This window comes from Streptomyces sparsogenes (assembly GCF_001704635.1).
GTDB lineage: Bacteria > Actinomycetota > Actinomycetes > Streptomycetales > Streptomycetaceae > Streptomyces > Streptomyces sparsogenes.
Map to the genome: position 1 here is coordinate 1 of NZ_MAXF01000160.1, position 26,212 is coordinate 26,212.

General features: G+C 71.9%; 13 protein-coding genes. 3 read left to right on the plus strand and 10 right to left on the minus strand.

Annotated elements, in window-relative coordinates; genetic code table 11:
• From BBH68_RS32190 to BBH68_RS32210, 5 genes are all read right to left on the minus strand, one after another.
• Positions 1-538: ATP-binding cassette domain-containing protein (locus BBH68_RS32190; protein WP_141713103.1), on the minus strand; the 538-nt coding region annotated here is incomplete at its 3' end.
• Positions 535-1,530, minus strand: a complete 996-nt coding sequence (locus tag BBH68_RS32195) for an ABC transporter permease (protein WP_065967304.1) — start codon at positions 1,528-1,530, stop codon at positions 535-537. The genes BBH68_RS32195 and BBH68_RS32190, both read right to left, overlap by 4 nt.
• Positions 1,530-2,489, minus strand: coding sequence for an ABC transporter permease (locus tag BBH68_RS32200; RefSeq protein WP_065967305.1), 960 nt, complete (start codon positions 2,487-2,489; stop codon positions 1,530-1,532). The genes BBH68_RS32195 and BBH68_RS32200 overlap by 1 nt, the downstream gene beginning before the upstream one ends.
• A gap of 6 nt (positions 2,490-2,495) precedes the next feature.
• Positions 2,496-4,190 (minus strand): ABC transporter substrate-binding protein, encoded by a 1,695-nt coding sequence (locus BBH68_RS32205; RefSeq protein WP_065967306.1) that lies wholly within the window; start codon positions 4,188-4,190, stop codon positions 2,496-2,498.
• 135 nt (positions 4,191-4,325) lie between these two features.
• A complete protein-coding gene (locus BBH68_RS32210; RefSeq protein ID WP_065967307.1) occupies positions 4,326-6,317 on the minus strand; it encodes a glycoside hydrolase family 127 protein in 1,992 nt (663 codons plus the stop codon).
• Between the two features lie 140 nt (positions 6,318-6,457).
• On the opposite strand from BBH68_RS32210, the gene BBH68_RS32215 reads away from it, so the two are divergent.
• Positions 6,458-7,576 carry a hypothetical protein gene (locus tag BBH68_RS32215; RefSeq protein WP_065967308.1) on the plus strand — a complete coding sequence of 373 codons (1,119 nt, stop codon included), beginning with the start codon at positions 6,458-6,460 and terminating at the stop codon, positions 7,574-7,576.
• Between the two features lie 33 nt (positions 7,577-7,609).
• On the opposite strand, the gene BBH68_RS32220 is transcribed toward BBH68_RS32215, so the two are convergent.
• Complete coding sequence (locus BBH68_RS32220; RefSeq protein WP_245738414.1) at positions 7,610-9,304, minus strand: SpoIIE family protein phosphatase; 1,695 nt, start codon at positions 9,302-9,304, stop codon at positions 7,610-7,612.
• Between the two features lie 579 nt (positions 9,305-9,883).
• Here BBH68_RS32220 and rfbA point away from each other — a divergent pair.
• Positions 9,884-10,753, plus strand: coding sequence for a glucose-1-phosphate thymidylyltransferase RfbA (gene rfbA / locus BBH68_RS32225; RefSeq protein ID WP_065967309.1), 870 nt, complete (start codon positions 9,884-9,886; stop codon positions 10,751-10,753).
• A gap of 10 nt (positions 10,754-10,763) precedes the next feature.
• Entirely contained in the window at positions 10,764-11,738 is a 975-nt protein-coding gene (gene rfbB / locus BBH68_RS32230; RefSeq protein ID WP_065967310.1) for a dTDP-glucose 4,6-dehydratase, read from the plus strand.
• A gap of 103 nt (positions 11,739-11,841) precedes the next feature.
• Here rfbB and BBH68_RS32235 read toward each other — a convergent pair whose 3' ends face one another.
• The 4 genes from BBH68_RS32235 to BBH68_RS32250 form a co-directional block, all read right to left on the minus strand.
• A complete protein-coding gene (locus BBH68_RS32235; protein ID WP_065967311.1) occupies positions 11,842-13,434 on the minus strand; it encodes an ABC transporter ATP-binding protein in 1,593 nt (530 codons plus the stop codon).
• Positions 13,431-15,155, minus strand: a complete 1,725-nt coding sequence (locus BBH68_RS32240) for an ABC transporter ATP-binding protein (RefSeq protein WP_065967312.1) — start codon at positions 15,153-15,155, stop codon at positions 13,431-13,433. Before BBH68_RS32240 ends, BBH68_RS32235 begins: the two co-directional genes overlap by 4 nt.
• A complete protein-coding gene (locus BBH68_RS32245; RefSeq protein ID WP_065967313.1) occupies positions 15,152-16,939 on the minus strand; it encodes a carbamoyltransferase family protein in 1,788 nt (595 codons plus the stop codon). Before BBH68_RS32245 ends, BBH68_RS32240 begins: the two co-directional genes overlap by 4 nt.
• 66 nt (positions 16,940-17,005) lie before the next feature.
• Positions 17,006-26,212 (minus strand): type I polyketide synthase (locus BBH68_RS32250; protein ID WP_141713104.1); only part of this gene is annotated, 9,207 nt, incomplete at its 5' end.

The following is a 26,212-nucleotide window of genomic DNA, read 5'->3' on the forward strand; positions in this document are numbered from 1 at the left end:
CAGCGCCGTCCATGATGCGCTGACGCTGCCCGCCGGAGAACTGGTGGGGGTAGCGGTCGACCCGTTCGGCCGGGGCCGGGATGCCGACCCGGCCGAGGGCCTCGATGGCCATCCGGCGCGCGGCGCGGCGTGAGCCGCCGCGGTGGCACCGGTAGACCTCGGCGATCTGCAGGCCCACGGTGTAGTAGGGGTTGAGCGAGGACAAGGGGTCCTGGAAGACCATGGACATCACGTTTCCGCGCAGCCGGCGCAGCTCCGCGTCGGGGCGGCCGAGCAGTTCGGTGCCCTGGAACCGGATGCTGCCGCTGGTCCGCGCGGTGCGCGGGAGCAGTCCCATGACGGCGAGCGCGGTCATGGACTTGCCGGAGCCGGACTCGCCGACGATTCCGAGGGTCTCGCCCTGCCGCAGGGCGAAGGTGTTGTCCCGGACGACGTCCACCGGTCCGCGGGTGGTCGGGAAGGTGACGGTCAGGCCCTCCACCGCCAGCAGCTGCGCGGAGTCATCGGAACCGGCCCGGTGGGGTGGGGAATCGGTCATGACGCGGTGATCCTTACGCGGGGGTCCAGCGCGGTGTAGAGCAGGTCGACCACGACGTTGCCGACCACGACGAAGAACGCCGCCAGCAGGGTGACCGCCATGATCACCGGCTGGTCGTTCTTGGCGATCGCGTCCGAGGCCATCTTGCCCACACCGTTGAGGCCGAAGACCGTTTCGGTGATGAGGGCGCCGCCGAGGAGGCCGGCGAAGTCCATGCCGAAGATGGTGACGATCGGGGTGAGCGCCGGCCTCAGCGCGTGCCGGCGGAGTATCAGGACCGGTCCGAGCCCCTTGGCGCGGGCCGTGCGCATGAAGTTCTCGGCGAGCGTGTCGATGACATTGGCCCGGGTCAAGCGGGCGTAGAGGCAGGCGTATCCGACGGCGAGCACGGTCCATGGCATCAGGTACGACTGGAACCACACCGCCGGGTCCTCCGCGAACGGTACCGCCGCGGGAAACGGCAGTACCCGCAACTTGACCACCAGCAGGTACTGAAGGGCCAGGGCGAGCACGTACGGGGGGATGCTGGAGCCGCCGAGCGCCAGGGCCATGGTGGCGCGGTCCCACCAGGTGCCCTCCTTGACGCCGCTGAGCAGCCCGAACAGGATCCCGAAGAGCAGCCAGAGCACGGCCGCGCCGACGGCGACGGTGACGCTCACCGGGAGCCGCTGCTGGACCATCTCCCACACCGACTGGCCGCTCTGGAAGCTGTAGCCGAGGCAGGGGGCGGGGCAGTGGACGAGGTTGGCGCCGGCCCCGTAGTCGCGGCCGGCCACGATGCCGCGCAGGAAGTCCCCGAGCTGCTGGAAGAAGGGGCGGTCGAGCCCGAGGGAGGTGCGGATCGTCTCGATGCGCTCCTGCGTACAGGTCTTGCCGCAGATCATCACCGCCGGGTCGGGCGAGAGCTGGAAGAAGATGACGTAGGTGAACACGCAGACGGCCAGCAGGATGACCAGCACCCAGGCGAGCCGGCCGGCGACGTAGCGGAGCATCAGGAGGCCTCCCCCGCGTCCAGGGCGTGCCGGAGCCTGTCCCCCACCACGGTCAGGGCGAGCACGGTGCCGAAGAGGAAGGTGCCGGGGATGACGAAGTACATCGGGTCCACCTGGTACCAGCTGACCGAACTGGCGATCATCTGTCCCCAGGACGCGGTCGGCGGCGTGACCCCGACGCCGAGGAAGGAGAGTCCGGCCTCGGTGCCGATGTATCCGGGCACCGCGAGCGTGGTCATGACGATGATGGTGCTGCGCAGGTTGGGCAGGATCTCGGAGAAGATCAGCGCCCGGCTGCCGGCCCCGGAGGCCCGGGCCGCCTCGACGAACTCCCGTCCGGTCAGGGTGAGCGTCTGGCCGCGCACCACACGCGCCAGGTACGGCCAGCCGAAGGCGCTGAGCACGATCACCAGCAGGAGCGGCCGGTTGCCGGCCGGCAGCGCGGACAGCACGGCGATCATGAAGATCAGGGCCGGGAAGGCCATCAGGAAGTCCATCAGCCGGGAGATGGCCTGGTCCACCCATCGGCCGTAGAACCCGGCCAGGAGGCCGAGCACCACGCCGATGACGGTGGTCAGGGCGGTGGCGGAGACGGCGATCAGCAGCGAGATCCGGGCTCCGTAGGCGATCCGGGCCAGGATGTCGCGGCCGTTCTGCGGCTCGACGCCGAGCCAGTGGTCGCCGCTGATGCCGCCGAGGGATCCCTTGGGCAGTCCGCCCAGGTCGTTGTCGACGGCGGCGCTGTCGAAGGTGTCGGGGCCGTGTCCGGTGAGGGCGCTGATCAGCGGCGCGCAGAGGGCCATCAGGACGATCAGGGCGAGGAACGCGGTGCTGAGCACGGCCCCGATGTCGTGCAGCAGCGCGCGCAGCACGCGTCGTCCGGTGCCCCCGGGCGGCGCGGCGCCGGGCGGTCCGGGGGGCAGCTCCTGCTGCGCCTCGTGAAGGGTGGTGGTCGCCATGCCGGGCTACTTCTTCGGGTCCGCGAGGCCGATGCCGACGAGATCGATCCCGCCGCTGTACGAGATCGAGGGGTGGGCGCCCGCGATGTTGGAGCCGACCACCACGACGTTCTTGGTGTAGTTGAGCGGCACGATGGGGGCGAGCTTCATGATCTGGGCGTCGAGCTTGCCGTACGCCGCGTTCTGCGCCGTCTCGTCGCGCATCGCCGCGATCTCGTCGATGCGCTTCTGGATCTTCTTGTCGTCGAGCATGGAGAGCACCGAGTTGCCCTTGGCGGAGATGGTGCGCCCGTCGAACAGCGGCGGCAGGAAGGTGGTGCCGCCCGGCCAGTCCGGGCACCAGCCGGTGAGCGCCGCGTCGTGCTGCTGCGAGGGCGTGCCGATGACCTCGTAGAAGGTCGAGGTGTCAATGGTGTTGATCTTCACGGTGATGCCCACCCGCTTCAGCCCCTGCTGGATGGCCACCGCCACCGCCTGCTCGGTGGCGGCTGCGCGGGTGTCCACGGTGAGGGTGAAGCCCTTGGCGAAGCCCGCCCGCGCCAGCAGCCGGCGGGCGGCGGCCGGATCGCCGGTGCCGTCCTTGCTGGGGTACACGTCCGTGGCGTCCCGGCCGGGAATCGACGGGGGCTCGATGGAGGTGGCCGCGGTCGCCAGGGCGGAGCCGCCGAGCGCGTCCACGGTGGTCTGCTTGTTGACGGCGTACTCGATCGCCTGGCGCACCCGGACGTCCCGGAGCGGGCCCTTGGTGGTGTTCAGGCTCATGTAGGTGGTGCAGCCGGTGACGCCGGTGAGGGTGCGCTGCTTGAGCTGCGGTGTGCGGAGCCGGGAGATGGTGGCGGGCTGCACCTTGGGGCCGATGGCGTTGATGTCCTTGCCCTGGCCGGATATCAGGCGCTCGTCGATGGTGGCCGCGTCCAGGCCGAAGGTCCAGACGAAACCGTCCGGGCGGGCGGTGCGCACCGGGTCGGAGGAGCGCTTCCAGTGCTTGTTGCGGACCAGCTTCAGGGCGGAACCCCGCCGGTAGCTCGCCACCCGGTACGGCCCGGAGGCGATCGGCTCGCGGTCGAAGGCGGCCTTGGCGCCGGTGCCCTTGGGGAAGGGGGTGAAGTTCGGCTGTGCGGCCACGCTGGCGAACTGCGGGTAGGACCTCTTGAGGTGGAAGACGACGGTGCGGTCGTCGGGGGTCTCGATGGTGTCCAGGTCGCCCGACCGGTAGGGGCCCTGGTAGTCGGCGGGCGCGGCGATGACCTGCTTGGCGTAGGGCGAGCCGATGCCCGCGTCGGGGTCCCACGCCCGCTCCACGCCGAACTTGACGTCGCGGCTGGTGATCGGGGAGCCGTTCTCGAAGAACAGCCCCTTCTTGAGGGTGAAGGCCCAGGTCTTGTTGTTGTCGGAGGGCCTGCCGGTGTCGGTGGCCAGATCCGCGACGATCTTGGTTCCGGAGCTGTGCGGGCCGGCCGCGGCCCGGGTGGTGAGGGTGCGGTAGATCAGTCGGTAGAAATTGTTGACCCCGCCGTCGAAACCGCGTGCCGGGTCGAGGTGCGAGAAATCGGGCTTCTCCAGGACCTGCACGATGCCACCGGTGGCGGGTTCCGCGCCGGGCGAGGCCTGGGCGGAGGCGGTCCCGCCTCCGCTGCATGCGGTGAGGGTCAGGGGGATGGTGGCGGACAGGGCGGCGCAGGACAGCACGGCTCTTCTCATGGGCACCTTCTCCGGAATCGAGGGGCGTACGGACAAGGGGGCGTACGGGCGAGGGGGTTGCGGCAGGGGGGGTTCGGAAGGGGTGTGGGGGAAGAGAGGTGGTGTGCGGGGCGAGGGGTACGGGCGCGGGACCGGTCAGAGGCCCCGGATCCACACCCGCATGGGGCCGGGCTCCCGGTTGCCCCACGCGAAGTACGGCACGAGGGTCAGTTCGGCGGTGCCGGTGGCGGGGGCGGGCTCCCGCGGTCCGGCCGTGAGCGGGGGATACAGCTCGGGCGACCGGGGCGGCGCGACGTCCGCCGTCATCCGGATCAGCACCGCCCCCGCCGGCAGGCCGTCGGCCTCCTGGGCGTCGACGGTCCGGGCGGCCGCGACCCGCTCCGCGCCGATCACCACATCGTCGACGCCGGCCGGGCAGTCCCGCTGCTCCAGGCAGTAGACCAGCGGCCCCCTGGCCACCGCGACCGCGCCGCGTGTCGCGTCCAGATGGGGATGGGAGACATGGCCGCGGACCGGCATGGGCAGGCTCAGCCGCAGTTCGTCGCCCCGGTGCCAGAGCCGCTCGACGGTGAGCCAGCCGTCCGCCGCGGCCGCGGCCACCGCCTCCCCGCGCACGCTCAGCCCGACCTGCCGCGCGTCGGCCCAGCCGGGCACCCGAAGCCTGATGCGGTACGGGCGGTCGGGCGCCCGGCGCACGGTGAGCCGTACCTCGCCGTCCCACGGATAGCCGGTCGCCATGTCCAGCGCGACCCGTGTCCCCTCCACCGCGGCCTGCGTGTACCCCGCGACCAGCAGCTCCCCGTCGCGTTCGGCGACCAGGTAGTCGGCGAGCTGGGCCATCCAGCGCACCACGTTCGGAGGGCAGCAGGGGCAGCCGAACCAGGCCCGGCGCAGCGGTTCACCGCCTTCCTCGGCCCCGCTGCGCTGGTCGTGGTCGGGGCGGCGCTGCAGCGGGTTGTCGTAGAAGAAGGCGCGGCCGTCCGCCGACAGGCCCACCGCGAAGGCGTTGTAGAGGACGCGTTCCAGGACGTCGGGATAGCGGGCGTCACCGGTGGCGAGGAACATCCGCCAGGCCCACTGCATGGTGCCGATGGCCGCGCAGGTCTCGCTGTAGGAGCGCTCGGAGGGCAGTTCGTACCGGTCTCCCACGGCCTCGTCGGAGTGCCGGCTGCCGAGCCCGCCCGTCACATACAGCTTGGTGGCCACCATGTCGTCCCACAGCCGGCGCAGCGCGTCCAGCAGGGCGCGGTCGCCGGTCTCCAGGGACACATCGGTGGCGCCGCCCGCCAGATACGCCATCCGCACCGCGTGACCGGTCACCGACGGGAGCTCGCGCAGCGGCAGATGGTCCTGGAAGTACGCGGAGCCGAGGCCGCGTGATGCCACGGTGCCCCGGCCGCGGCGGTCCACGAACAGCCGGGCCTGGGTCAGATACTTCTCGTCACCGGTCTCCCGGTACAATTCTACTAGTGCCATTTCGACTTCGGGGTGGCCGCAGACCGCGTCCTCGCCGTCAGGTCCGTAGCGCTGGACCACCAGGTCGGCGAAGCGGACGGCCACATCCAGCAGGCGTCGGTCCCCGAGCTGCCGGTGAGCGGCGACCGCAGCCTGGACGAGGTGGCCGAGGTTGTACATTTCATGGCCCCAGGCGAGGTCTTCCCAGGGGGCCTTGGCGCACGCGGGGTCCTGGAAGAAGGAGTTGAGGTAGCCGTCGGGGGCCTGGACCCGCTCCAGCAGCCCCACCGTCTCCTCATAGAACTCCCGCATCACCTGCCCCCCGCCGTCGTCCGGCCGCGCCAGCTCGTAGGCCAGGCCCTCCAAGGTCTTGTAGAGGTCGGTGTCGAGGAACGGATAGCGCCCCTGGTAGGGCGTGGCCGGTCCCTTCCCGCCGAGCTGCTCGGGCAGCAGACGGCGGAGGTTGTCCAGGTTGCCCGCCTTCTCCAGTTGTTCGAGGGTGTGCGGCACGGTGGCCTCACGGTTGCGCCGCTGCCAGCCGGCCAGCAGCCCGCCGGTCAGCCGTACCCGCGAACCACCCACGGGCATCACGCTCCGCGCCACCGGCGCCACCGCGCCGCCGCGCCCGGTCTCATCGCCCGGGGGCGGGTCCTGGATGTACTGATGTGCCATGGGCCTCTCCAGTGCCGTGTAGCATTGCACTGACCATAGACAGAGTTCCGGGCGGTGCCAAGGTGTCGTACGGAAGGGAAACTTCCGTGAATCCCGGAGGCGACGGTACGAGCACACCCGGCCCGTGCGAGGGTGCTGTCATGAGCGACGCGGTACACACTCTCCATGGCTTCGCGGAGACCTTGGTCCGGCTGGACATAGCGACCCGGGAGCAGGCCGCGGCCGGCCTGGCGGAGGCCGCCGGGATCGGCATGGACCTCGACGAGGAATTCGCCGACACAGAGGAACTGACCTTCCTCGTCGGCGAATGCGGCCTCGGCTTCCAGACGCCTGAAAAGGTGTCGGGCTCGCTCGAGGAGGGGTACGAGGAGCTGCTGCTCGACGCGGCGGCGTGCTCGGGCGGCTCGGTCGTCGTCGATGACGTCGACCTGGTGAGGGACGAGGACGGAGAGGAGTACCTGCACTTCCGTCGCAATGGCCGGTCGATCTGGCACCGGACGGAACACCTCTCCGACAGCACCCGCCACATGGACTGGAACGCCGCCTTCGACGCCATCGGCGACCTGGTGCCCGGCAACGACGATCCCCGCGCCTTCTACCAGCTGGACGAGGACTCCTACGACGCGTGGTGGCTGCTGCTGACGCCCGAGCAGGCCAAGGGCCTGCGGGAGTTCGGCCTGCCACTGCCGGTGGAACTCGGCAACCGGGTGCGCGACGGGATGCCCACGGCGCAACCCGAGACGTCCGCGTGGTACCTGGAGGACGACCGCCTGCATGCGAGCGAGGAGTCCCGCCGGTGTCTCGACGAGTGGCTGGCCACCATGGACACCGCGCTGGACCGGTGGCGCACGGCGCAGCTGCCCGACGGCTTCCCCTTCGACTACTCACCGGCCTCCCTCGCGGCACTGGAACGGCTCGTCCTGGACCGTTTCGACGGCCCCGCCTCGCTGGAGGCGGCGGCCGGGGACGAGTTCTTCGAGGGCGCCGTCAGATACGTCGGACAGACCGCGGTACGGCTGTGGCCGTGCCACTGGACGTACCAGTACTCCGAGGACCCCTCGTCGGTGTTCACCAACGAGCCGCTGATCCGCTCCAACGCCCCCCAGGGCTTCGCGGGGGCCTTCTCCCCCGACTATGCGCTGCGGACCCTCGTCCGCGACCGCACCCCCGATGACATGCGAGAACAGATGCAATCGGTCGGAGAGGCGGTCGAGGACTACCACAGGGCACTCCGCGCCCGCACCCGCGGCCGGCGGTGACAGTCGCCTACGCCCGGGCCGCGGGGGCGGAACTCACCTGGGGATACGCAGGGCGAGCAGGGCCACGTCGTCGTCGTTGTCGCTCGGGCGGGTGCGGGCGAGCAGTTCGTCGGTGAAGGATTCCAGCGGCCGGTGGGCCAGGGACGCGGCGTGCCGGCGCAGCCGGGCAAGGCCCTCGTCCAGGGAACGGCCGGGGGCCTCGATCAGGCCGTCCGTGTACAGCACAAGGGTGGATGCGGGCGGCAGGACATCCTCCGCGTCCGAGCGGCGCTGGGATGTCCCGGTGCCGAGGAGCACGCCGTGGCCGTCGTCGAGGTAGCGGGTCAGGCCGTCGCGGGTGACCAGCAGCGGCGGGGGGTGGCCTGCGTTGGTCCAGGACAGTGCCCACCGCCCGTCCTCGTCGGTGGCGAGGCGGGCGAAGACCATGGTGGCCATGGGGACTTCGGTGATGTGCAGCACCGCATGGTCGAGCCGCTCGACGACCTTGCTGGGCGGTTCCTCCTGGGCCCAGGCGTAGGCGCGGAGCATGTTGCGGATCTGTGCCATACCGGCGGCGGCGTCCAGGTCGTGTCCGACGACGTCCCCGATCGCCAGGGCCGTCACGTCGTTCTCCAGCGGGAAGACGTCGTACCAGTCGCCGCCCACCTGGGAGGCGTCGGGCGCGGAGAGGTACCTGGCGGTCATCTGCAGGCGTGGCACGCGCGGCAGCTGGGGCAGCAGGTGGGCTTGCATGGTCTCGGCGACCTTGCGCTGGCGCTGGTAGAGACGGGCGTTGCCCAGGGCGAGCGCGGCACGGCGGGCGATGTCCTCCAGCAGCGCCAGGTCGGCGGTGGTGAACTTCTCCGGCCTCTCGGAGCGGCCCAGGGTGAGCGCTCCCAGCACTTTCCAGGTGCTGCGGATGGGGACGATGGCGGCGGAGTGGATCCCGGTGGCGTCGAACAGCCGGCGCTGCTCGACCGCGATTCCGGAGTCCGGGGAGCGCTGGTAGGTGCCAGGACCCGCCAGAGTGGAGGCCGCTCCGCGCAGCGCCCTCGACAGCGGCATCGGGGACTCCTCGGGCACCGGGGGCATCGGGCCCTCGAGGTCCTCGTAGGACACCAGGACACCGTCCTCGGCGTGCACCACGGCGGTGCGCCGCACCTCGTCACGCTCGGTGATCAGGTCGATGACCACCCAGTCCGCCAGCCGGGGCACCACCAGCCCTACGAGCCGGCGCAGCGCCTCCTCGACGTTGAGGGTCGAGGTCAGCTGGGTGGTCGTCTCGGCCAGCAGCGCCAGCCGCTCGAGCTCCGACAGCGGTCCGGCTGCCTGCTCCGCCCGTACACCGGTGCCCTCGGTCCGATCGTGATCAGGGCTGTGGAAGAGCACCAGGGTGCCCACTCCGTCGTCGCCGAAGCCGTAGGGGGTGATCAGCCAGGAGATGGGCAGCAGGGAGCCGTCCCCCCGGGCGAACCAGTCGTGGTCCGACTGGGCCGTGCGCCGGGCGAGGAAAGCCTGCCGCATCCGGCACTGGGTCCTGGACAGCGGCTCCCCGTGGACGTTGCGGTGCAGGAGATCGTGCGCGTCCTGGCCCAGGAGTTCACTCGCGGGCCGCACCAGCATCTGCTCGGCGAACACGTTGACGGCCAGGATGCGGCCGTGGTCGTCGACCACGTAGGCCCCGGTTCCGAGAGCGCCGAGCGGCCCGGCGAGCGACTCCTGAATCGATCTCCGGGAGCCCTCGTCCAACGCCTGGGTGCCCTCTCCGCCGATCAAAGACTGCCTCCTCGGATGTGGATGTCCGACCACCGCCGACTCCCTTCGACGGAGACGACGCCGAACACCTCCTGCCCCCATCTTGCCTGTCCTATCACCGCGAGCACACGGGAGTCACACACGCGCCCCGCGCAACCATCCGCGCGCCCCCCTGTGGCCACCAGGGTGGCCGGTTCGGCCGGTGCCGTTTCGGTCCGGTTCGGTCGGTTCGGTCCGGCGGTGTACTACGAGGTGTCCACCGAAGGCGCTCGGCCGGATAACCGGCCGACAAGAAGAAGAGTTGGTTTAGCGGACATTGGACGTAAACGAGTCCGTGGTCACATTGACAGCGGCGATCAGGAACCTTACGCTCGCACTCGGACAACATAAGATCGTGTCGTTTTGAGAAATCCTCAGCAGCTTCCGAGACAGATTGACCCGACTTGTCCCCGCACGCGTCGACCTTCTCGCCGCGGTCGCCAGTGCACAGCCGTCTGTGACCATACCCATTTCCTCGGGCAATCATTCGGAGGTGTCCACAGTCCACCCCAGCCTTTACGGAGTCTTGGTCGTATGAAGGGCATAGTCCTGGCCGGAGGAAGTGGCACCCGGTTATATCCGTTGACGCGTGCCGTCTCGAAGCAGATGCTTCCGGTTTACAACAAGCCGTTGATCTACTATCCGCTCTCGGTGCTGATGCTGGGCAGAATACGGAACATCCTGATCATTTCCTCGCCACAGCATGTGAATGCCTTCCGTGGCCTCTTGGGGGACGGCAGCCGGCTGGGGCTGAATATCGAGTACGCGGAGCAGCCGGAGCCGAACGGGATTGCCGAGGCGCTGGTCATCGGCGCGGAATTCATCGGCAATGATCCGGTGACGCTGGTACTGGGCGACAATGTCTTCCACGGCCCCGGGTTCGGCAGACTGCTGCAGGCGGAGTCGCGGGATGTCGACGGCTGTGTGCTGTTCGGCTACGCGGTCGCGGACCCCGAGCGCTACGGCATTGGCGAGGTGGACGGCGACGGGCGGCTGGTCTCCCTGGAGGAGAAGCCGGCGCGGCCCAGGTCCGATCTGGCGATCACGGGCCTGTACGTCTACGACAACAACGTGGTGGACGTGGCCAAGAACATCCGGCCCTCCCGGCGCGGCGAGCTGGAGATCACCGATGTGAACCGCGTCTACCTGGAGCAGGGCAGGGCCAGGATGGTCAACCTGGGGCGCGGGTTCGCCTGGCTGGACACCGGGACCCCCGACGCGCTCCTCCAGGCCTCGCAGTTCGTCCAGACGCTGGAGCAGCGCCAGGGGGTGCGGATCGCGTGTCTGGAGGAGATTTCCTTCCGTATGGGCTTCATCGACGCCGGGGCGTGTTATGAGCTCGGCAGTCAGATGAGCCAGATGGATTACGGTCGGTATCTGATGGAGATTGCCCACCAAAACTGAAAGGCGGCCAGTGCGCATACTTGTCACCGGGGGTGCCGGCTTCATCGGCTCGAATTTTGTCCGACAGACGGTACGGAACGAGTACCCGGCTCTCGCGGGAGCCGAGGTGACAGTCGTCGACAAGCTCACCTACGCGGGCCGGAGAGAAAATCTCGAGCCGGTTTCCGGAAGCCCCGCGCTGCGTTTCGTGGAGGGCGACATCTGCGACGGACCGCTGATGCGGGAGGTGATGCGCGGCGTCGATCTCGTCGTGCACTTCGCCGCAGAGTCGCATGTCGATCGTTCCATTTCCGGCGCCGAGGAATTCGTGCGGACGAATGTGCTCGGTACGCAGACCCTGCTGACCGCCGCGCTGGAGGCGGGAGTGGGCAGATTCGTCCATGTGTCGACCGACGAGGTGTACGGGTCGCTGGACGTCGGCGGTACGCCCTGGACGGAGGAAGAACCGCTCGCCCCGAACTCTCCCTATGCTGCTTCCAAAGCGTCGGCCGATCTCATGGTGCTGGCCTTTCACCGCACCCACGGGCTGCCGGTGTGCCTCACCCGGGGCTCCAATACGTACGGCCCGTATCAGTATCCGGAGAAAATCATCCCGCTGTTCGTCTCCAACCTTCTCGCCGGGCGGAAGGTGCCGCTTTACGGCGACGGCGCGAACGTCCGGGAATGGCTGCATGTCGACGACCACTGCCGGGGTGTCGCACTGGTGGCGGAGGGCGGAGAGCCCGGTGGGATCTACAACGTCGGCGGCGGCACGGAGCTCACGAACCGTGAGCTGACCGAACGGCTGCTGGAACTGCTCGGCGTGGACCGTTCGATGGTGGAACAGGTGGCCGACCGCAAGGGACACGACCGGCGGTACGCGATGGACATCTCCAAGATTTCCGCCGCCCTGGGCTACAAGCCCACGGTGCCGTTCGAGGACGGGCTGGCGGCCACGGTCGACTGGTACCGGCAGCACCACGGCCTCTGGGGAGCCGGCGCGTAGCCCCCTCGACATCCGCCCCGAGACGGTGCCGGACCGCAGCCGTGAAGGCCGTGGTCCGGCACCGTCTTCGCGTGGGGGACCCACGGGCGCCCGGTCTTCTCCGTCAGTTCGGCACGGCCGTCCTCGCGGTGACACCGGTGCCCGTGGCCTCGAGCACACGATCGCACCGGGGGAGTTCCGCGCCGATGCCCGTCATCAGCCAGCAGGTGCGGTCCCGGGTGAGCGTGGTGAACAGCTCGGCGAGCCGCGGGTCGGCGCCGCACGGGTCCACGCCGGCGGTCGCGTCCACGACCACCAGGGACGGGTCGCTCCTCAGCGCGCGCAACAGGGCGAGCCGCCAGCGGTCCTGCTCGGACAGTGGCACGGCGGCGGTGCCCTCCCCCGCCGGCCCGCTCTCCTCGGCCTGCTTCTGCTCGACGTGCTCCGCCACCGCGGCGCGCAGCCGGTCCAGGCCGTCCCGTACGCCGGGCCGCTCCGCCAGCCGCTCGGGGAAGGAGTCGAGCAGCCGGGCCGCCTCCTCGTGAGTGAGCCCCGGAGCCGCCGGGGAGACCCTGGCGACGTGCCGCTCGACCACGGAGGGGGCGAGTGTGCCGACGTCCACGCCGCCGACGCGTACCTCCCCCGAGGTGGGCGCGACATCGCCGGTCAGCAGATCGCCGAGCAGCAGCCGGGTGCCGTCGGGGCTGCCGACGAGCGCCGTGGTGGTGCCCTCCGCGATCGTGAACGAGACCTCGTCGAGCACCGCGGTCCCCTCGACGTGCAGGCTCACGCCGTCGAAGACGATGTCACCGCGTCCCGGCCAGTCGGCGCCGGGCCGGTCGTCCCGCGGCCCATCGGGCTCCTGGGTGCCGAGCAGCTTGCCGATGGTGGCCATCACTCCGCGGGCGTTCATGATGGTGCTCGTCAGCAGGACGGCCTCCATCATGGGCCGGTACGTGAGCACCGACAGCACGACCAGCGCGACACCCTTGGTCGCGGAGAGCCCGTCGCCGGAGGCCAGTGCGGCGCACACGCCGACGGCGGCGCAGGCGGCGAGCTCGACCACCCGCCACAGCAGCACCTCGCCGGTGGCCGCCGGCAGCAGGCCGCCGGAGGGCTGTGCGCCCGGCCGCTCGTAGGTCCGACGGAGCCACTCCGCTCCGTCGGGCTCCTCGCGCCGGGCGAGCAGCCGGGCCACGAGGAGGGCGCACAGCGCCAGCAGGACCAGTCCCGCGGCCAGCGTCAGGGCCACCCGCAAGTCGAGGAAGGCGCTGATGAGGATCACGGTCAGCGGGGTGGCGACGGCCGCCACCGCCGGGCGCAGCACATGCGCGGGCAGCCCCATCAGGACGACCACGGCGGTGCCGTCGAGCGCCGCCAGCCGATCGGAGTAGCCCGCCCCGAGTGCGCGGTTGGGCAGCTTCTCCGCGCGCTCGGCGACCGCCCGGTGCAACACGGTCACCAGGTCGGCGCCCAGGTCGTTGCCCATGGGCACGCTGCGGTAGTGGAGCACCGCGTGCACCAGGCCGACGGCGGCGAAGGCGGCGATCCATGTCCAGGGCACCGCCGCGTCGGGGGTGAGCAGGTCCTCGGTGATGGGCACCACGAGCGCGAAGGCGATGCCCTGGGTGATGGCGCCGAGGAGCAGGAACAGGCACAGCGAGGTCAGTGCCCGTCTCCCGGAGACCTGCAGAAAGTGTGCGAGTACGGGCCTCATCGAGACACCTCCTGGGACGCTGGGACGCCCGCGGACGCCGTGGACCAGGCCGCGGCCCCGGCGTCCCGCCGTGAGTGTCCGGCCGGGCCGAGCAGCCCGGCGTACGGGCTGTCGGGGCCGGCCAGCTCCTCGTGGGTGCCGGAGGCGACCACCTGTCCGGCGTCGGTGACCACGAGCCGCCCCTCGGCGACCGCGGGCGGTCCGGTGGCGACGACGACCACCGCGGCCCGCTCCCGCAGCTCGGCGACCGCTGCCCGGAGGGTGTCCGGGTCGCCGGGGAAGGCCCGCTGGTCGAGCAGGACGACCTCGCGGTCGGCGGCGAGCAGCCGGGCGAGCGCGAGCCGTTGGGTCTCCGGGTACGAGCGCGGGGCCTCGGTGCCCACGACGGCGTCGTAGCCGCGCGGCAGCACGGCGATCGACGCGTGGCAGCCGGCGAGGCGCGCGGCGCGCTCGGCCTCCTCGGCGCCGCCGTCCGCGCGGTCCGCGGTGATGTACGCGCCGATGGGGCCGATGACGACGGCCGGGTCGGCCTCGACGGCGGCGAACCGCTCGGCGGGCGTGTCGGCCGTGATCCGGTCGATGACCGCGTCGGCGCCCTGTTCGGTGGTGGCGACGACGGTCAGCACACCGCGCTCGGGCAGCACCAGCACGGGGCCCGCATCCGCATCCGTACTCGTATCCGTATCCGTGCCTGTGCCTGTGTCCGTGCCTGCGTCCGCTGGGACATCGGTGGCACCGGTGGCGGCCGCGGGCCGGGACGGGGCGCTTCCGGTGGTGAACTGGACCAGGCGCGCGGCTGCCTTCTTGCCCTCCCCCACTTCTTCGAGGAAGTAGGTGATGGCCAGCAGCGGGGCGGCCAGTCCCGCGCCCAGCAGCAGGAACGGGACGAGGTCGGCGGGAGCGAGCCGGTCCGAGCGGATCAGCAGCGCTCCCCCGCACAGCACGAACACGAGCACGGTCAGCGGAGAGAAGGCGATCTCGGCGAGGGCACGGCCGCCGAGCAGCGAGCCGATGCGGACGCGGAAGAACTCGCTGAACTCGTCGGTGACATCGGCCAGTCGTCGGGCGGAGCGCCGGGTGGCGGTGGCGGTGTGGGCCCGGCTGCCGGCCGGGTTGACGCGCCGCTGGAGTTCGATGGTGGGCCGGACGGCGTCGATGCCGCCGATGCTCGCCGCGTAGTCGGTCGCCATCTCGCGGAAGAAGCGGACGGATATGACGCCGAAGGCGGCGAAGCCCAGCAGGATGGGCGCCAGGGTGATGAGCGCCATCAGCCAGTCGACCCAGAACAGATAGCCGATCGACAGGGCGAACACCAGGGCGGCGGCGATGAGCTCCGACCCGGCCCTGCCCACCATCACCCCGACCGAGGCGATGTCACGGCCCAGGGTGGTGCCGTGCTCCTTCCAGGCGGCGTGCAGCGGCCGGGCCGCGCGGGCGCCGCGCAGCCTGCCGGTGACCGCGAGGAGCAGGGCCTGCTGCGTGCGTACGCCCGCTTGCTTGCTCAGGACGCGCCCCACCAGCTGGCAGACGAACCCGGCGACCGCCGCGGCGGCGACGACGAGCACCAGCCGCCCGAGGCGTGCGCCGTCGGGGTCGTCGGCGAGCAGTTCCCTGCACACCTCGACGACGGCGACGAGGGGACCGACGGTGGCCACCGCGCCGGCCACTTCCAGGACGAGCGCCGTACGGGCGCGCCAGGCGATTCCGGTGGGCCCGCTCATCGCTTGGTGACCAGGAAGTCGCCCAGGACCAGGTAGTCGATGTCGGTGCCGAGGAAGCACTCGACCGCGTCCTTCGGAGAGCAGACGATCGGCTCGCCCGCCACGTTGAAGGAGGTGTTGACCAGACACGGCACATCGGTGAGGGCGGTGAACTCGCGCAGCAGCCGGGCCAGCGGGGGGTTGCTCTCGTCGGTCACGGTCTGGATGCGCGAGGTGGCGTCGACATGGGTGGCGGCCGCGATGGTCTCGGTGTACTCGGGCCGTACGGGGAACACGAAGGTCATGTACGGCGAGCGCTCCTTCTTGCCCATGACGAAGACACGGTGCGCGTCCTCCTCGAGGACGATGGGGGCGAACGGGCGGAACGGCTCGCGGTGCTTGACGCGGGTGTTGATGACGTCCTTCATGTCCGCGTGCGACGGGTTGGCCAGGATGCTGCGGTTGCCGAGGGCGCGCGGGCCGTACTCGGTGCGGCCCTGGAACCAGCCGATGACGGTCTTGCCGCTGAGCAGTTCGGCGGTCTTCGTCACGATCGCGCCGTCCGGCAGCTCTTCCCAGGTGAGGGAGTCGGCGTAGCCGTCCAGGGTGCCGCGGATCTCCTCGGCGCCGTACTCCGGGCCGAGGTAGGGCGATGTCGCGGGTGCGATCGGGATGTTCTTCTCCCGGGCGACATGGGCCGCGGCGCCGATGGACACTCCGGGGTCGCTGGCGCCGAAGCTGACCTCCACACGCTCGAAGGACAGGTCCTCCAGCAGCTTGGTGTTGTTGACGCAGTTGAGCGCCACACCGCCCTCGTAGATGAGGTCGCGCAGGTCGGTGGCCTCGGCCAGGGCACGCAGCTGGTGGGCGGTGACCTCTTCGAGCATCTGCTGGGCAGCGGCGGCCACGCGGACCTTGAAGTCGAAGTCGTCGCGGTTGCCGTCGTTGCCGCCGAAGATCTCGTCGAAGAGGCCGAGGTAGGCGCGGGGGCCGCGCGGGTCGTTGGCCAGGGCCAGCGAGTACCGCCCGGGGCCGTCGAAGCTGACGACCTCGCTCAGGAAGGGGTTCTTCTCGGGCGGCTCGCCGAACCCGCCCAGGCCCATGACCTTGTACTCGTCGTTGTTCGGGGTGAAGCCGAGGTAGCGGGTGATCTCCGCGAAGAGCTGGGCGATGGAGTTCGCGGAGTCGATGGTGAACTGCTCGAACACCTTCACCCGGCCGTCCCGGATCTCGCCCATGATGGCGCTGTCCTGCTCGGCCTGGCCGTCGCTGATGATGAAGGCGGCGTCGCCGAAGCCGGCGAAGGTGCGGCCACAGGCGAGGTGCGCCCGATGGTGCGGGACGGTGATGAGCTTCTCCTCGGGCAGCGTGTGCCCGGTGTGGCGGGCGAAGTCCTCCAGAATCGCGGTCTTGCTGAAGGCGCCGGTGTAGAGCTCGCCGAAGCCGGCGATGGCCTGGAACTTGTACTCGGGAGGTATGGGAGCGTTGGCGAGCCTGACAATGGCGGAGTCGGCGAACTCCGCGCTGAACTGCCAGCCGAAGGCGTAGTAGTCGACGTCCCCGTAGTCGAGGCCCGCCTGGTCCAGACACCAGCGCATGGCGTTGGCCGGGAAGGCGGTGGTCTTCTTCTGCCGGTTCATGCGCTCCTCCTCGACGGCGGCGACCAGCTCGCCGTCGATGAACAGCGCGGCGGCCGCGTCATGGCCGAGGAAGCTGTGCCGGTCGACACTGTCCTGCGTGTAGCCGTAGAGCTTGCCGAAGAGTTCGGCGACACGGGAAAAGCCGTTGTAACCAAGAATGATCACTGAGTTGTCTCCTCTGAAGCACGGACATGAGGGAACAGCGTGGTGGTTGTCATACGGTGAAATGGCTCAGATGCCCCGGTCCGCGAGCCATTCGCGGATCGCGCCGGCGGTCGCGGCGATGTTGTCCTCCATGATCGTGAAGTGGTCGCCCGGGGTGGTGATCAGCGTGTGCGGGAAGGACCAGGACGCCCGCCAGCCGTCGTCGTCGAAGCCGTCGGCCTGGTACGGCAGGGGGTCCTCGGCCCGCAGGAAGAGCGTCGGCGTCTCGGTCGGCGCGAGTGCGCACTCGCCGATCAGTGTGTGGTAGTGCCCCATCGCGCTGAGCCGTACGCCGCTCAGCGCGCCGCTGCCGAAGAGGTGTTCGCGGGCGAACAGGCCGTCCACCATGGCCCGGTTGAGGTCGGCGGAGATCTGGGCACCGGTCTGGAAGGTGTCGAGGACGACGGTGGCGGCCGGGGCGGGGCCCGTCTGCTCCGCCCGCATGGCCAGCGCGTGGCCGATCAGCCCGCCCGCGGAGTGGCCGAGGAGCACATAGGGCCGGGAGCCCACGGCCGAGCGCAGCGCCGCCATCTGGACGTCGAGAAACGCACCGAACGTCTCGGGCACCGGCTCGCCCTCGTTGAAGCCCGGGTTGACCAGCACGATCACCTCCCGTTCGCGCTGCATCCGCTGGGCCAGCCCGACGTACTGCAGCGGTCCGGCGGTCGCGGTGATGGCCGGGACGCACACGAGGACGGCCCGGTCGCCTTCGCCGCGGGCGAGACGGACCGGCTCCTGCGCATGGTCCGCCGCGCTCCCGGCCGGGAAGGAGGCCCGCAGCCGGCCGGCGGCCTGGATGAGATCCATCCCGGCCGAGCCCGCCTTGCCGAGGGCGTGCGACTGGCGGTAGAGGACCTCCAGACCGTCGAAGGGCGTGGCCGGGGTGGGGGCGTCCGCGCCCGCCTGGTCGGCAGGGGCCGCCGGGTCCGGGCCCGGTGCCGTGCCCACGAGACCGGCCAGGTGCTCGGCCAGCAGCGATGTGGTCGGGTGCTCGAAGAGCGCGGCCGCCGGGAACTCCAGGCGCAGCAGGGAGCCGAGCCGGGAGCGCATCTCGATGCCGGCCATCGAGTCCACGCCCAGGTCGAGGAACTCGGTGTCCACGTCGAGGGCTTCGGTGTCCTCGTGCCGCAGGACCGCGGCGAGCTCGGTGCGGATGATGTCCCGCAGCACCCCGGTCCGCTTCTCCGGCTCGGTGCTCAGTACCCGCGCGACGGCGTCCTGCGCCGAGGGCGCGGGCCGGCCGGTGGGCACGGGCCGACCGGTGGGGGTGGGCCGGTATGCGGGCGGCGCCGAGGCGGTGTGGGCGCGCCGGAAGGCGGCGGCGGGCGCCGGGCGCAGGGTCAGCCCGCGCACCTCGGCCACCGGCCGTCCGGTGGCGTCGGCCAGGTGGAGGCGTACGACCCGCTCCCCCGCGCCGTCCTGTCCGGCCGCGATGTCGTTCTGGTCGGCGGCGTCCCGGCTGATGTCGTCCCGGCTGGTGTCGTCCCGGCTGGTGTCGTCCTGGCGGGGGCCGTCCTGGCCGGCGTCGGATAGTCGTACCCGCAGGTTCGTGGTGGCGGAGGCGTCGAACACCCGAACACCGCTCCAGGCGGCCGGCAGCCACACCCGCGCGCCGTCCGCGCCCTCCGCGCCGTCAGCGCCCGCCGCGCCCGCCTGTTCCGCCTCGCCCTCCGGCTGCGCACCGGCCCGGGCGTGCAGCGCGGCGTCGAGCAGCGCCGGGTGCACTCCGCCGAAGCCGTGCCCCGCGGCGGATGCCTCCTCGGGCAGCGCCACCTCGGCGAGGATGTCCGTGCCGTGGCGCCAGGCGGCGCGCAGGCCACGGAACGCGGGCCCGTAGACATGGCCCCGCTCCTCCAACGCGGCATAGAGCGCGGCCGGTCGCAGCACCTCGGCGCCGGGCGGTGGCCAGGCGCCGGCGAGGGCGCTGAAGCCGGCCGTCTCGACGGGGCTCGCCGGGACCGGCGCCACGACGGCGCGGGCGTGACACGTCCACTCCCCCGCCTCCTCGCCGGATGGGGACTCGGGCCTGGAGTGCACGGTCAGGGTGCGCCGGCCCGCCTCGTCCACCGGGCCGGCCTGGACCTGGACGTGCACGGCCGTGTGCGGGTCCAGCGCCAGCGGCGCCTCCAGGGCGAGCTCCGGCACCTGGGGGCAGCCCAGCCGGCGTCCCGCGTACAGCGCCCAGTCGAGCAGCACACTGGCGGGGAGCACCACGGTGTCCACGACCGCGTGGTCCGCGAGCCAGGGGTGGGTGGTCCGCGAGAGCCTGCCGGTGAACAGGGCCCTGCCGCTCTCGGCGAGCTCGACCGCGCCGGCCAGCAGCGGGTGGTCCGCCGCCGTGAGCCCCACGGTGCCCGCGTCGCCGGAGGGCGCGGGGACCTCGAGCCAGTAGCGCTGCCGCTGGAAGGCGTACGTGGGGAGGTCGACGGGACGCGCCGGCAGGTCCAGCAGGGCCGCCCAGTCGACAGTGCCGCCGCGCACCCACAGGGCCGCGGCCGTACGCAGCAGGGCGGGCCGCGCCGCGTGGCCGTGGCGCAGGCTGGTGGCGACGAGCACGTCGCGCTCGGCGCCCGCCACCTCCTCGACGGCGGCGCCCGTCCAGGCGGAGCCGCCCGTGCCCAGCTCGACAAAGGCCCGTACGCCGACGTCCAGCAGCGCCTTCACCGCGGCACCCGGCCGCGCCGGCTCGCGCAGCCCGCGGTACCAGTGCTCGGCGTCCAGATCTCCGGGCGCGAGCCGCGCTCCGGTCACGGCCGAGTACATCGGTACGCGCCCGTCGCCCGCGGCGATCCGGGCCGCACGCGCCGGTAACCCGTCGGCCTGGGCCTGGGCCTCGGTTGCGGTCCCGGTCAGGAGCCGTCCGTGCGCCGCGGCGAGCAGCGCGCCGTCGGCCAGGGGCAGGATGCCCGCGACACACGCGGCGGCGATCTCACCGCCGCCGAGGCCGACCACGGCGGCCGGGGTGATGCCGGCGGCCGACCACACCGCGGTGAGCGACACCATGACCGCCCACAGCGCGGGATGGCCGACGTCCGGGCGCCGGAGCCTTTCGGGCTCGTCGCGCAGGACGTCGAGCAGGCGGAAGTCGGTGTGCGGGGCCAGGGCCGCGGCGCACTCGGCCATGGAGGAGGCGAACACCGGCGAGGAGTCGAGGAGCGCGACGGCCGCCTCGACCCAGCCGTCGGCCTGCTCCGGGAAGACGAACGCCGCCTTGAGCCCGCCGCGGGCCACGCCACATGTCGCGGTGTCACCGGGGATGTCCCCGCCCGCCAGGGTGTCGAGGGCGGTCGCGTATCCTTCCGCGTCCTCGGCCAGCACGACCGCCCGGTGCTCGAAAGCAGTACGCGTCGTCGCCAGCGCCACCGCCGTCCCCGCCACATCCACACCCGGCGCCACCGCATGATCCCGCAACCGCGCCGCCTGAGCCCGCAACGCCGACTCCGACTTCGCCGACAACACCCACGGCACAACACCACTCAAGCCACCAACACCTGACGGCACCTCCTCCCGTGGGGCCTCCTCACGCGGGGCCTCCTCCAGCACCACATGGGCGTTCGTCCCACTGATGCCGAACGACGACACACCCGCCCGCCGCGGACGACCCGTCCCCGGCCACGGACGAGCCTCCGTCACCAACTCCACCGCACCCGACGACCAATCCACATGCGGCGTCGGCTCATCCACATGCAACGTCCTGGGCACCACACCCCGCCGCATCGCCTCCACCACCTTGATCACACCAGCCACACCCGCCGCCGCCTGCGTATGACCGATGTTCGACTTGAGGGCACCGAGAAGCAACGGCCGCCCCTCATGCCTCTCCTGCCCGTAGGTGGCGAGCAGAGCCTGGGCCTCGATCGGATCGCCCAGGGTGGTGCCCGTGCCATGCGCCTCCACCACGTCCACATCAGCCGCCGACAGACCCGCACCCGCCAACGCCTCACGAATCACCCGCACCTGAGACGGACCATGAGGCGCCGTCATCCCATTCGACGCACCATCCTGATTCACCGCACTCCCCCGCACCACAGCCAACACCCGATGCCCCAACCGCCGAGCATCCGACAACCGCTCCACCAACAACACCCCCACCCCCTCACCCCACGCAGTCCCATCAGCCCCCTCCGCAAACGCCTTACAACGCCCATCCACAGCCAACCCACCCTGCTTACCGAACTCCGTGAAAACACCCGGAGTCGACATCACCGTCACCCCACCGGCCAGAGCGAGATCGCAGACGCCGCGCCGGAGTGCGGATACGGCCATGTCCAGGGCGACCAGGGAGGAGGAGCAGGCGGTGTCGATCGTCACGGCCGGGCCCTCGAAACCGAAGGTGTAGGCGATGCGGCCGGAGGCGACGCTGCCGGCGGTGCCGTTGCTGAGATAGCCGGCGATCTCCTCGGGGACCTCGCGGAGCCGTGCCACGTAGTCGTGGTGCATCAGGCCGGTGTAGACACCGGTCCTGCTGCCGCGCAGCCGGGTCGGGTCGATGCCGGCCCGCTCGATGGCCTCCCAGGAGGTCTCCAGCAGCAGCCGGTGCTGCGGGTCCATGGTGGTGGCCTCGCGCGGCGAGATGCCGAAGAAACCGGCGTCGAACTCGGCGGCGTCGTAGAGGAAGCCGCTCTCGCGGACATAGGTGGTGCCGGTGCGGCCGGGCTCGGGGTCGTACAGCGCGGAGAGGTCCCAGCCGCGATCGGTGGGGAAGCCGCCGATGCCCTCGCGGCCGCCGGCCACCAGCTCCCACAGGTCTTCGGGGGAGCCGACACCTCCGGGGTAGCGGCAGGCCATGCCGACGATGGCGATGGGCTCGCCGTCGATGGGCCGGGCCCGTTCGGCGGGGGCGCCCCGGTCCGTGGCGCCCGCCAGGGACTCGTCCAGGAAGGCGGCGAGCGACCGGGGGGTGGGGTAGTCGAAGACGAGCGTGGTGGGCAGCCGCACCTTGGTGGACTCGACGAGGCGGTTGCGCAGTTCGACAGCGGTCAGCGAGTCGAAGCCCAGGGCGTCGAAGGACTGGTCGGGCGCCACGGCCTCGGCCGTGGCGTGGCCCAGCACGGTGGCGACGTGCTCGCGCACCAGCTCGACGAGGGCGGCCGAGCGGTCCCCCGCCGGCATGTCGAGCAGCCGGTCGCGCCAGGCCGACGAGGCGGCCGACGAGGGGGTGGCGGCGCGGCGCGGGGCAGGGGCGACCAGGGAGCGCAGCAGGGCGGGCGGGTTGGTCTGGCCGCGCAGGTCGAGGCGTACGGGGACGGCGACGGGCGCGGGCAGCCGGAGCGAGGCGTCGAACAGCGCCAGGCCCTCGTCGGTGGTCAGGGCCCGCAGCCCGCCTCGGCCGAGCCGGTCCAGGTCGGTCTCGCTCAGGGTGCCGGTCATGGCGCTGAGGTCGGCCCACAGGCCCCACGCCAGGGAGTGGCCGGGCAGCCCGAGGGCGCGGCGGTGCCTGGCCAGTGCGTCCAGGAAGGTGTTGGCGGCCGCGTAGTTGGCCTGTCCAGGGGAGCCGAAGACGCCGGCGGCGGAGGAGAACAGCACGAACAGGTCGAGCTCCCGCTCGCGGGTGAGCTCGTGGAGGTGCCAGGCGGCGTCCACCTTGGGGCGGAGCACGGTCTCCAGGCGCTCGGCGGTCTGGGCGGTGACCATGCCGTCGTCCAGGACGCCCGCCGCGTGGATCACGCCGCGCAGGTCGGGGAGGGAGTGGAGGAGTTCGGCCAGCGCGGCGCGCTGTGCCACGTCGCAGGCGACCAGTCGTACGTCGGCGCCCGACTCGCGCAGCTCGGCGGCGAGTTCCCCGGCGCCCGGGGTATCGGCGCCGCGCCGCCCGGCGAGCACCAGGCTCCGTACACCGTGGGCGGTGACCAGGTGCCGGGCCACCGCGGCGCCGATGACGCCGGTGCCGCCGGTGACCAGGACGGTGCCCTGCCCGGAGTACGGGGCGGGGGCCGCGGCCTCGGGCGCGGCGCGCACCAGACGCGGCACGAAGACATCACCGCCCCGCACGGCGATCTCGGTCTCCTGGTCGGCGAGCGCGGCGCACACCTCGGGCCAGGGGACGTCGGCGATGTCGAGGCCGGGCCCGAGGTCGAGCAGCGCGAACCGCTCGGGGTGTTCTGAGCGGGCCGAGCGCACCAGGCCGTGCAACGCGGCCTGGGCCGGGTCGGCGCCGTCCGAGGGGCGCACCTCGACGGCGCCCCTGGTCACCACGGTCAGCCGGGCGGGGTTCCGGGTGTCGTGCGCCAGCCACGCGCGTATCCGTTCCAGGGCGTGGCCGAGGCCGTCCCGTGCCCGGTCGACGGGGCCGGTGCCGGCCTCGGCACCGGCGGGCTCGGTGCAGTCCAGGAGCACGGTGTCGGCTCCGGCGGCCACGGCGGCGGCCGGCGCTTCGAGGGAGGTGTCCGCGCGCCAGACCGGCGGGGCCTCGCTCGCGGCGGTGTCCCGCGCCGTGGGGCGCCGGGGCTCCCAGGCCTCGGTGAACAGCGACTCCGCCACCACGGCTCGCGCCGGGCCCACGGGGGTGTCCGATACGGGCCGCAGCACGAGTTCGTCGATGCCGACGACGGGGGCGCCGGTGGCGTCCGCGATCCGGACGCGTACGGCGGCGGTGCCCGCGTTCGACAGCCGGACGCGGACGGAGCGGGCGCCGCTCGCCCACAGCCGCACGCCGGACCAGGCGAACGGCAGCCGCGCGGTGTTCTCGGTGTCCTCGACCACCCCGCCGAGCCCGATGCCGTGCAGGGCGGCGTCCAGCAAGGCGGGGTGGACGCCGAAGTCCGCGGCGTCGTCCGCCGCGCCCTCGGGCAGTTCCACCTCGGCGAAGAAGTCGCCGCCGCGCCGCCAGGCCTTGCGCAGCCCCTGGAAGGTGGGGCCGTAGGCGTAGCCCTGTTCGGCCAGTGCGGGGTAGAAGTCCCCGGTGTCGATCGGGGCCGCGCCGCGGGGCGGCCACTCTTCCCCGATGATCTCGGCGAAGTCGTCGGCGTCCGGGCCCGGGGAGGGCGGGGCGACCACGCCCTGGGCGTGCCGGGTCCATGCCGGCTCGGCGCCGCGGGTCCCGTCGTCGGAGGGTTCGGGGCGGGAGTGCACGGCGACGTGGCGGTGTCCCTCGTCGTCGGCGGGGCCCACGCCGACCTGGATCTGTACGGCGTCCTCGGGGCTGAGGACGAGCGGGGTCTCCAGGGTGAGGTCGTGGATCCGGCCGCAGCCGACGTTCTGCCCCGCGCGCAGGGCGAGTTCGACGAAGGCGGTGCCCGGCAGGAGCACGGCGCCCACGACGGCGTGGTCGGCGAGCCAGGGGTGGGTGGTGAGCGACAGCCGTCCGGTGAGCACCGTGCCACCGGCGGAGTCGCCGTTGGCCACGCTGATGGCGGCGCCCAGCAGCGGGTGGTCGAGCCCGGCGAGTCCGGAGGCGGCCACATCGCCGGCGCCGCGCGGGGAGACGCGGGGCCAGAAGCGCTGTCGTTCGAAGGGGTAGGTGGGCAGGTCGGGGCCGGCGGGTACGGCGGGCAGGACCGCGCGCCAGTCCACGGCGGCGCCGCCGGCCCACAGCGCGCCGACCGCCCGCAGCAGCCCGGCGACCTGGGGACGCTCACGGTGGGCCACGGCAGTCACGGTGGTGGAGCGCCCCTCGGTGAGGCTGTCCTCGAGGGGCCGGGTGAGGACGGCGTGCGGCCCGATCTCGAGGAAGGCGTCCACTCGCGTCTCCACCGCGCGCACCGCGTCCTGGAAGCGGACGGCCTCGCGGGCGTGCCGCACCCAGTAGTCGGGGGAGGTGATGTCCTCCGCGGCCGGCTCCCCGGTGACCGTGGACACCAGCGGTATGGCCGGGCGGGAGAAGGTGAGCCGGGAGAGCACGGAGCGGAACTCGTCGAGCATGGGCTCCATCAGCGGCGAGTGGAAGGCGTGGCTGACCCGGAGCCTGCGGGTGCGCCGGCCGGCCTGCCCGGCGGTTTCGGCGATCCGGTCCACGGCGTCCGCCGCTCCGGACACGACGACGGCGGAGGGGCCGTTGACCGCGGCTATCGCCACTTGGCGCCGGTGCTGCTCGGGCAGGGCCCGCAGCCATACCTCGGCCTGGGCACGAGTGGCGTCGAGGGCCAGCATGGCACCGCCGTCCGGCAGCCGCCGCATGAGCGCGCCACGGGCGACGGCCAGGGTGACCGCGTCGTCGAGGGAGAGCACCCCGGCCACATGGGCGGCGGCGATCTCGCCGATGGAGTGGCCGAGGACGGCATCCGGGCGCACGCCCCACGCTTCCAGGGTGCGGAACAGCGCGACCTCGACGGCGAACAGGGCTATCTGGGTGTAGTGGGTCTCGTGCACGAGGCCGGCGTGGCCCGAGGGGTGCCCGGCGGAGCCGGCGAACACCACGTCCGCCAGCGGGATGTCGAGCCGCGGGTCGGCGGCCGCGCAGACGGCGTCGAACGCCTCCGCGAACGCCGGCAGTCGCTCGTACCACTCGCGTCCCATGCCCGCCCACTGCGCGCCTTGCCCCGCGAAGACGAAGGCGGTCTTGGCCCCGGGCCGTGCCACGCCCTGGACGAGGTGGCGGCCCGTGGTGCCCTTGGCCGTCAGGGTGTCGAGGGCGGTCGCGTATCCTTCCGCGTCCTCGGCCAGCACGACCGCCCGGTGCTCGAAAGCAGTACGCGTCGTCGCCAGCGCCACCGCCGTCCCCGCCACATCCACACCCGGCGCCACCGCATGATCCCGCAACCGCGCCGCCTGAGCCCGCAACGCCGACTCCGACTTCGCCGACAACACCCACGGCACGACACCACCACCCGGCACCTCCTCCCGTGGCGCCTCCTCACGCGGGGCCTCCTCTCGCGGGGCCTCCTCCAGGATCACATGCGCGTTCGTCCCACTGATCCCGAACGACGACACCCCCGCCCGCCGCGGACGACCCTCCCCCGGCCACACCACCCGCTCCCGCACCAACTCCACCCCACCCGACGACCAATCCACATGCGACGTCGGCTCATCCACATGCAACGTCGCCGGCACCACCCCGTGCCGCATCGCCAACACCATCTTGATCACACCAGCCACACCCGCCGCAGCCTGCGTATGACCAATATTCGACTTCACCGACCCCAACAACAACGCACGACCACCCACCCGATCCCGGCCATACGTCGCCAACAACGCCTGCGCCTCGATCGGATCACCCAACGCCGTACCCGTCCCATGCGCCTCCACCACATCCACCTCACCCCCGCCCACACCAGCACCCGCCAACGCCTCACGAAT

Coding starts and splice junctions, on each gene's coding strand:
- BBH68_RS32195 (WP_065967304.1), bottom strand. CDS start 1,530: ATGCTCCGCTACGTCGCCGGCCGGCTCGCCTGGGTGCTGGTCATCCTG.
- BBH68_RS32235 (WP_065967311.1), bottom strand. CDS start 13,434: ATGAGGCCCGTACTCGCACACTTTCTGCAGGTCTCCGGGAGACGGGCA.
- BBH68_RS32215 (WP_065967308.1), top strand. CDS start 6,458: ATGAGCGACGCGGTACACACTCTCCATGGCTTCGCGGAGACCTTGGTC.
- BBH68_RS32200 (WP_065967305.1), bottom strand. CDS start 2,489: ATGGCGACCACCACCCTTCACGAGGCGCAGCAGGAGCTGCCCCCCGGA.
- BBH68_RS32210 (WP_065967307.1), bottom strand. CDS start 6,317: ATGGCACATCAGTACATCCAGGACCCGCCCCCGGGCGATGAGACCGGG.
- BBH68_RS32205 (WP_065967306.1), bottom strand. CDS start 4,190: ATGAGAAGAGCCGTGCTGTCCTGCGCCGCCCTGTCCGCCACCATCCCC.
- rfbA (WP_065967309.1), top strand. CDS start 9,884: ATGAAGGGCATAGTCCTGGCCGGAGGAAGTGGCACCCGGTTATATCCG.
- BBH68_RS32240 (WP_065967312.1), bottom strand. CDS start 15,155: ATGAGCGGGCCCACCGGAATCGCCTGGCGCGCCCGTACGGCGCTCGTC.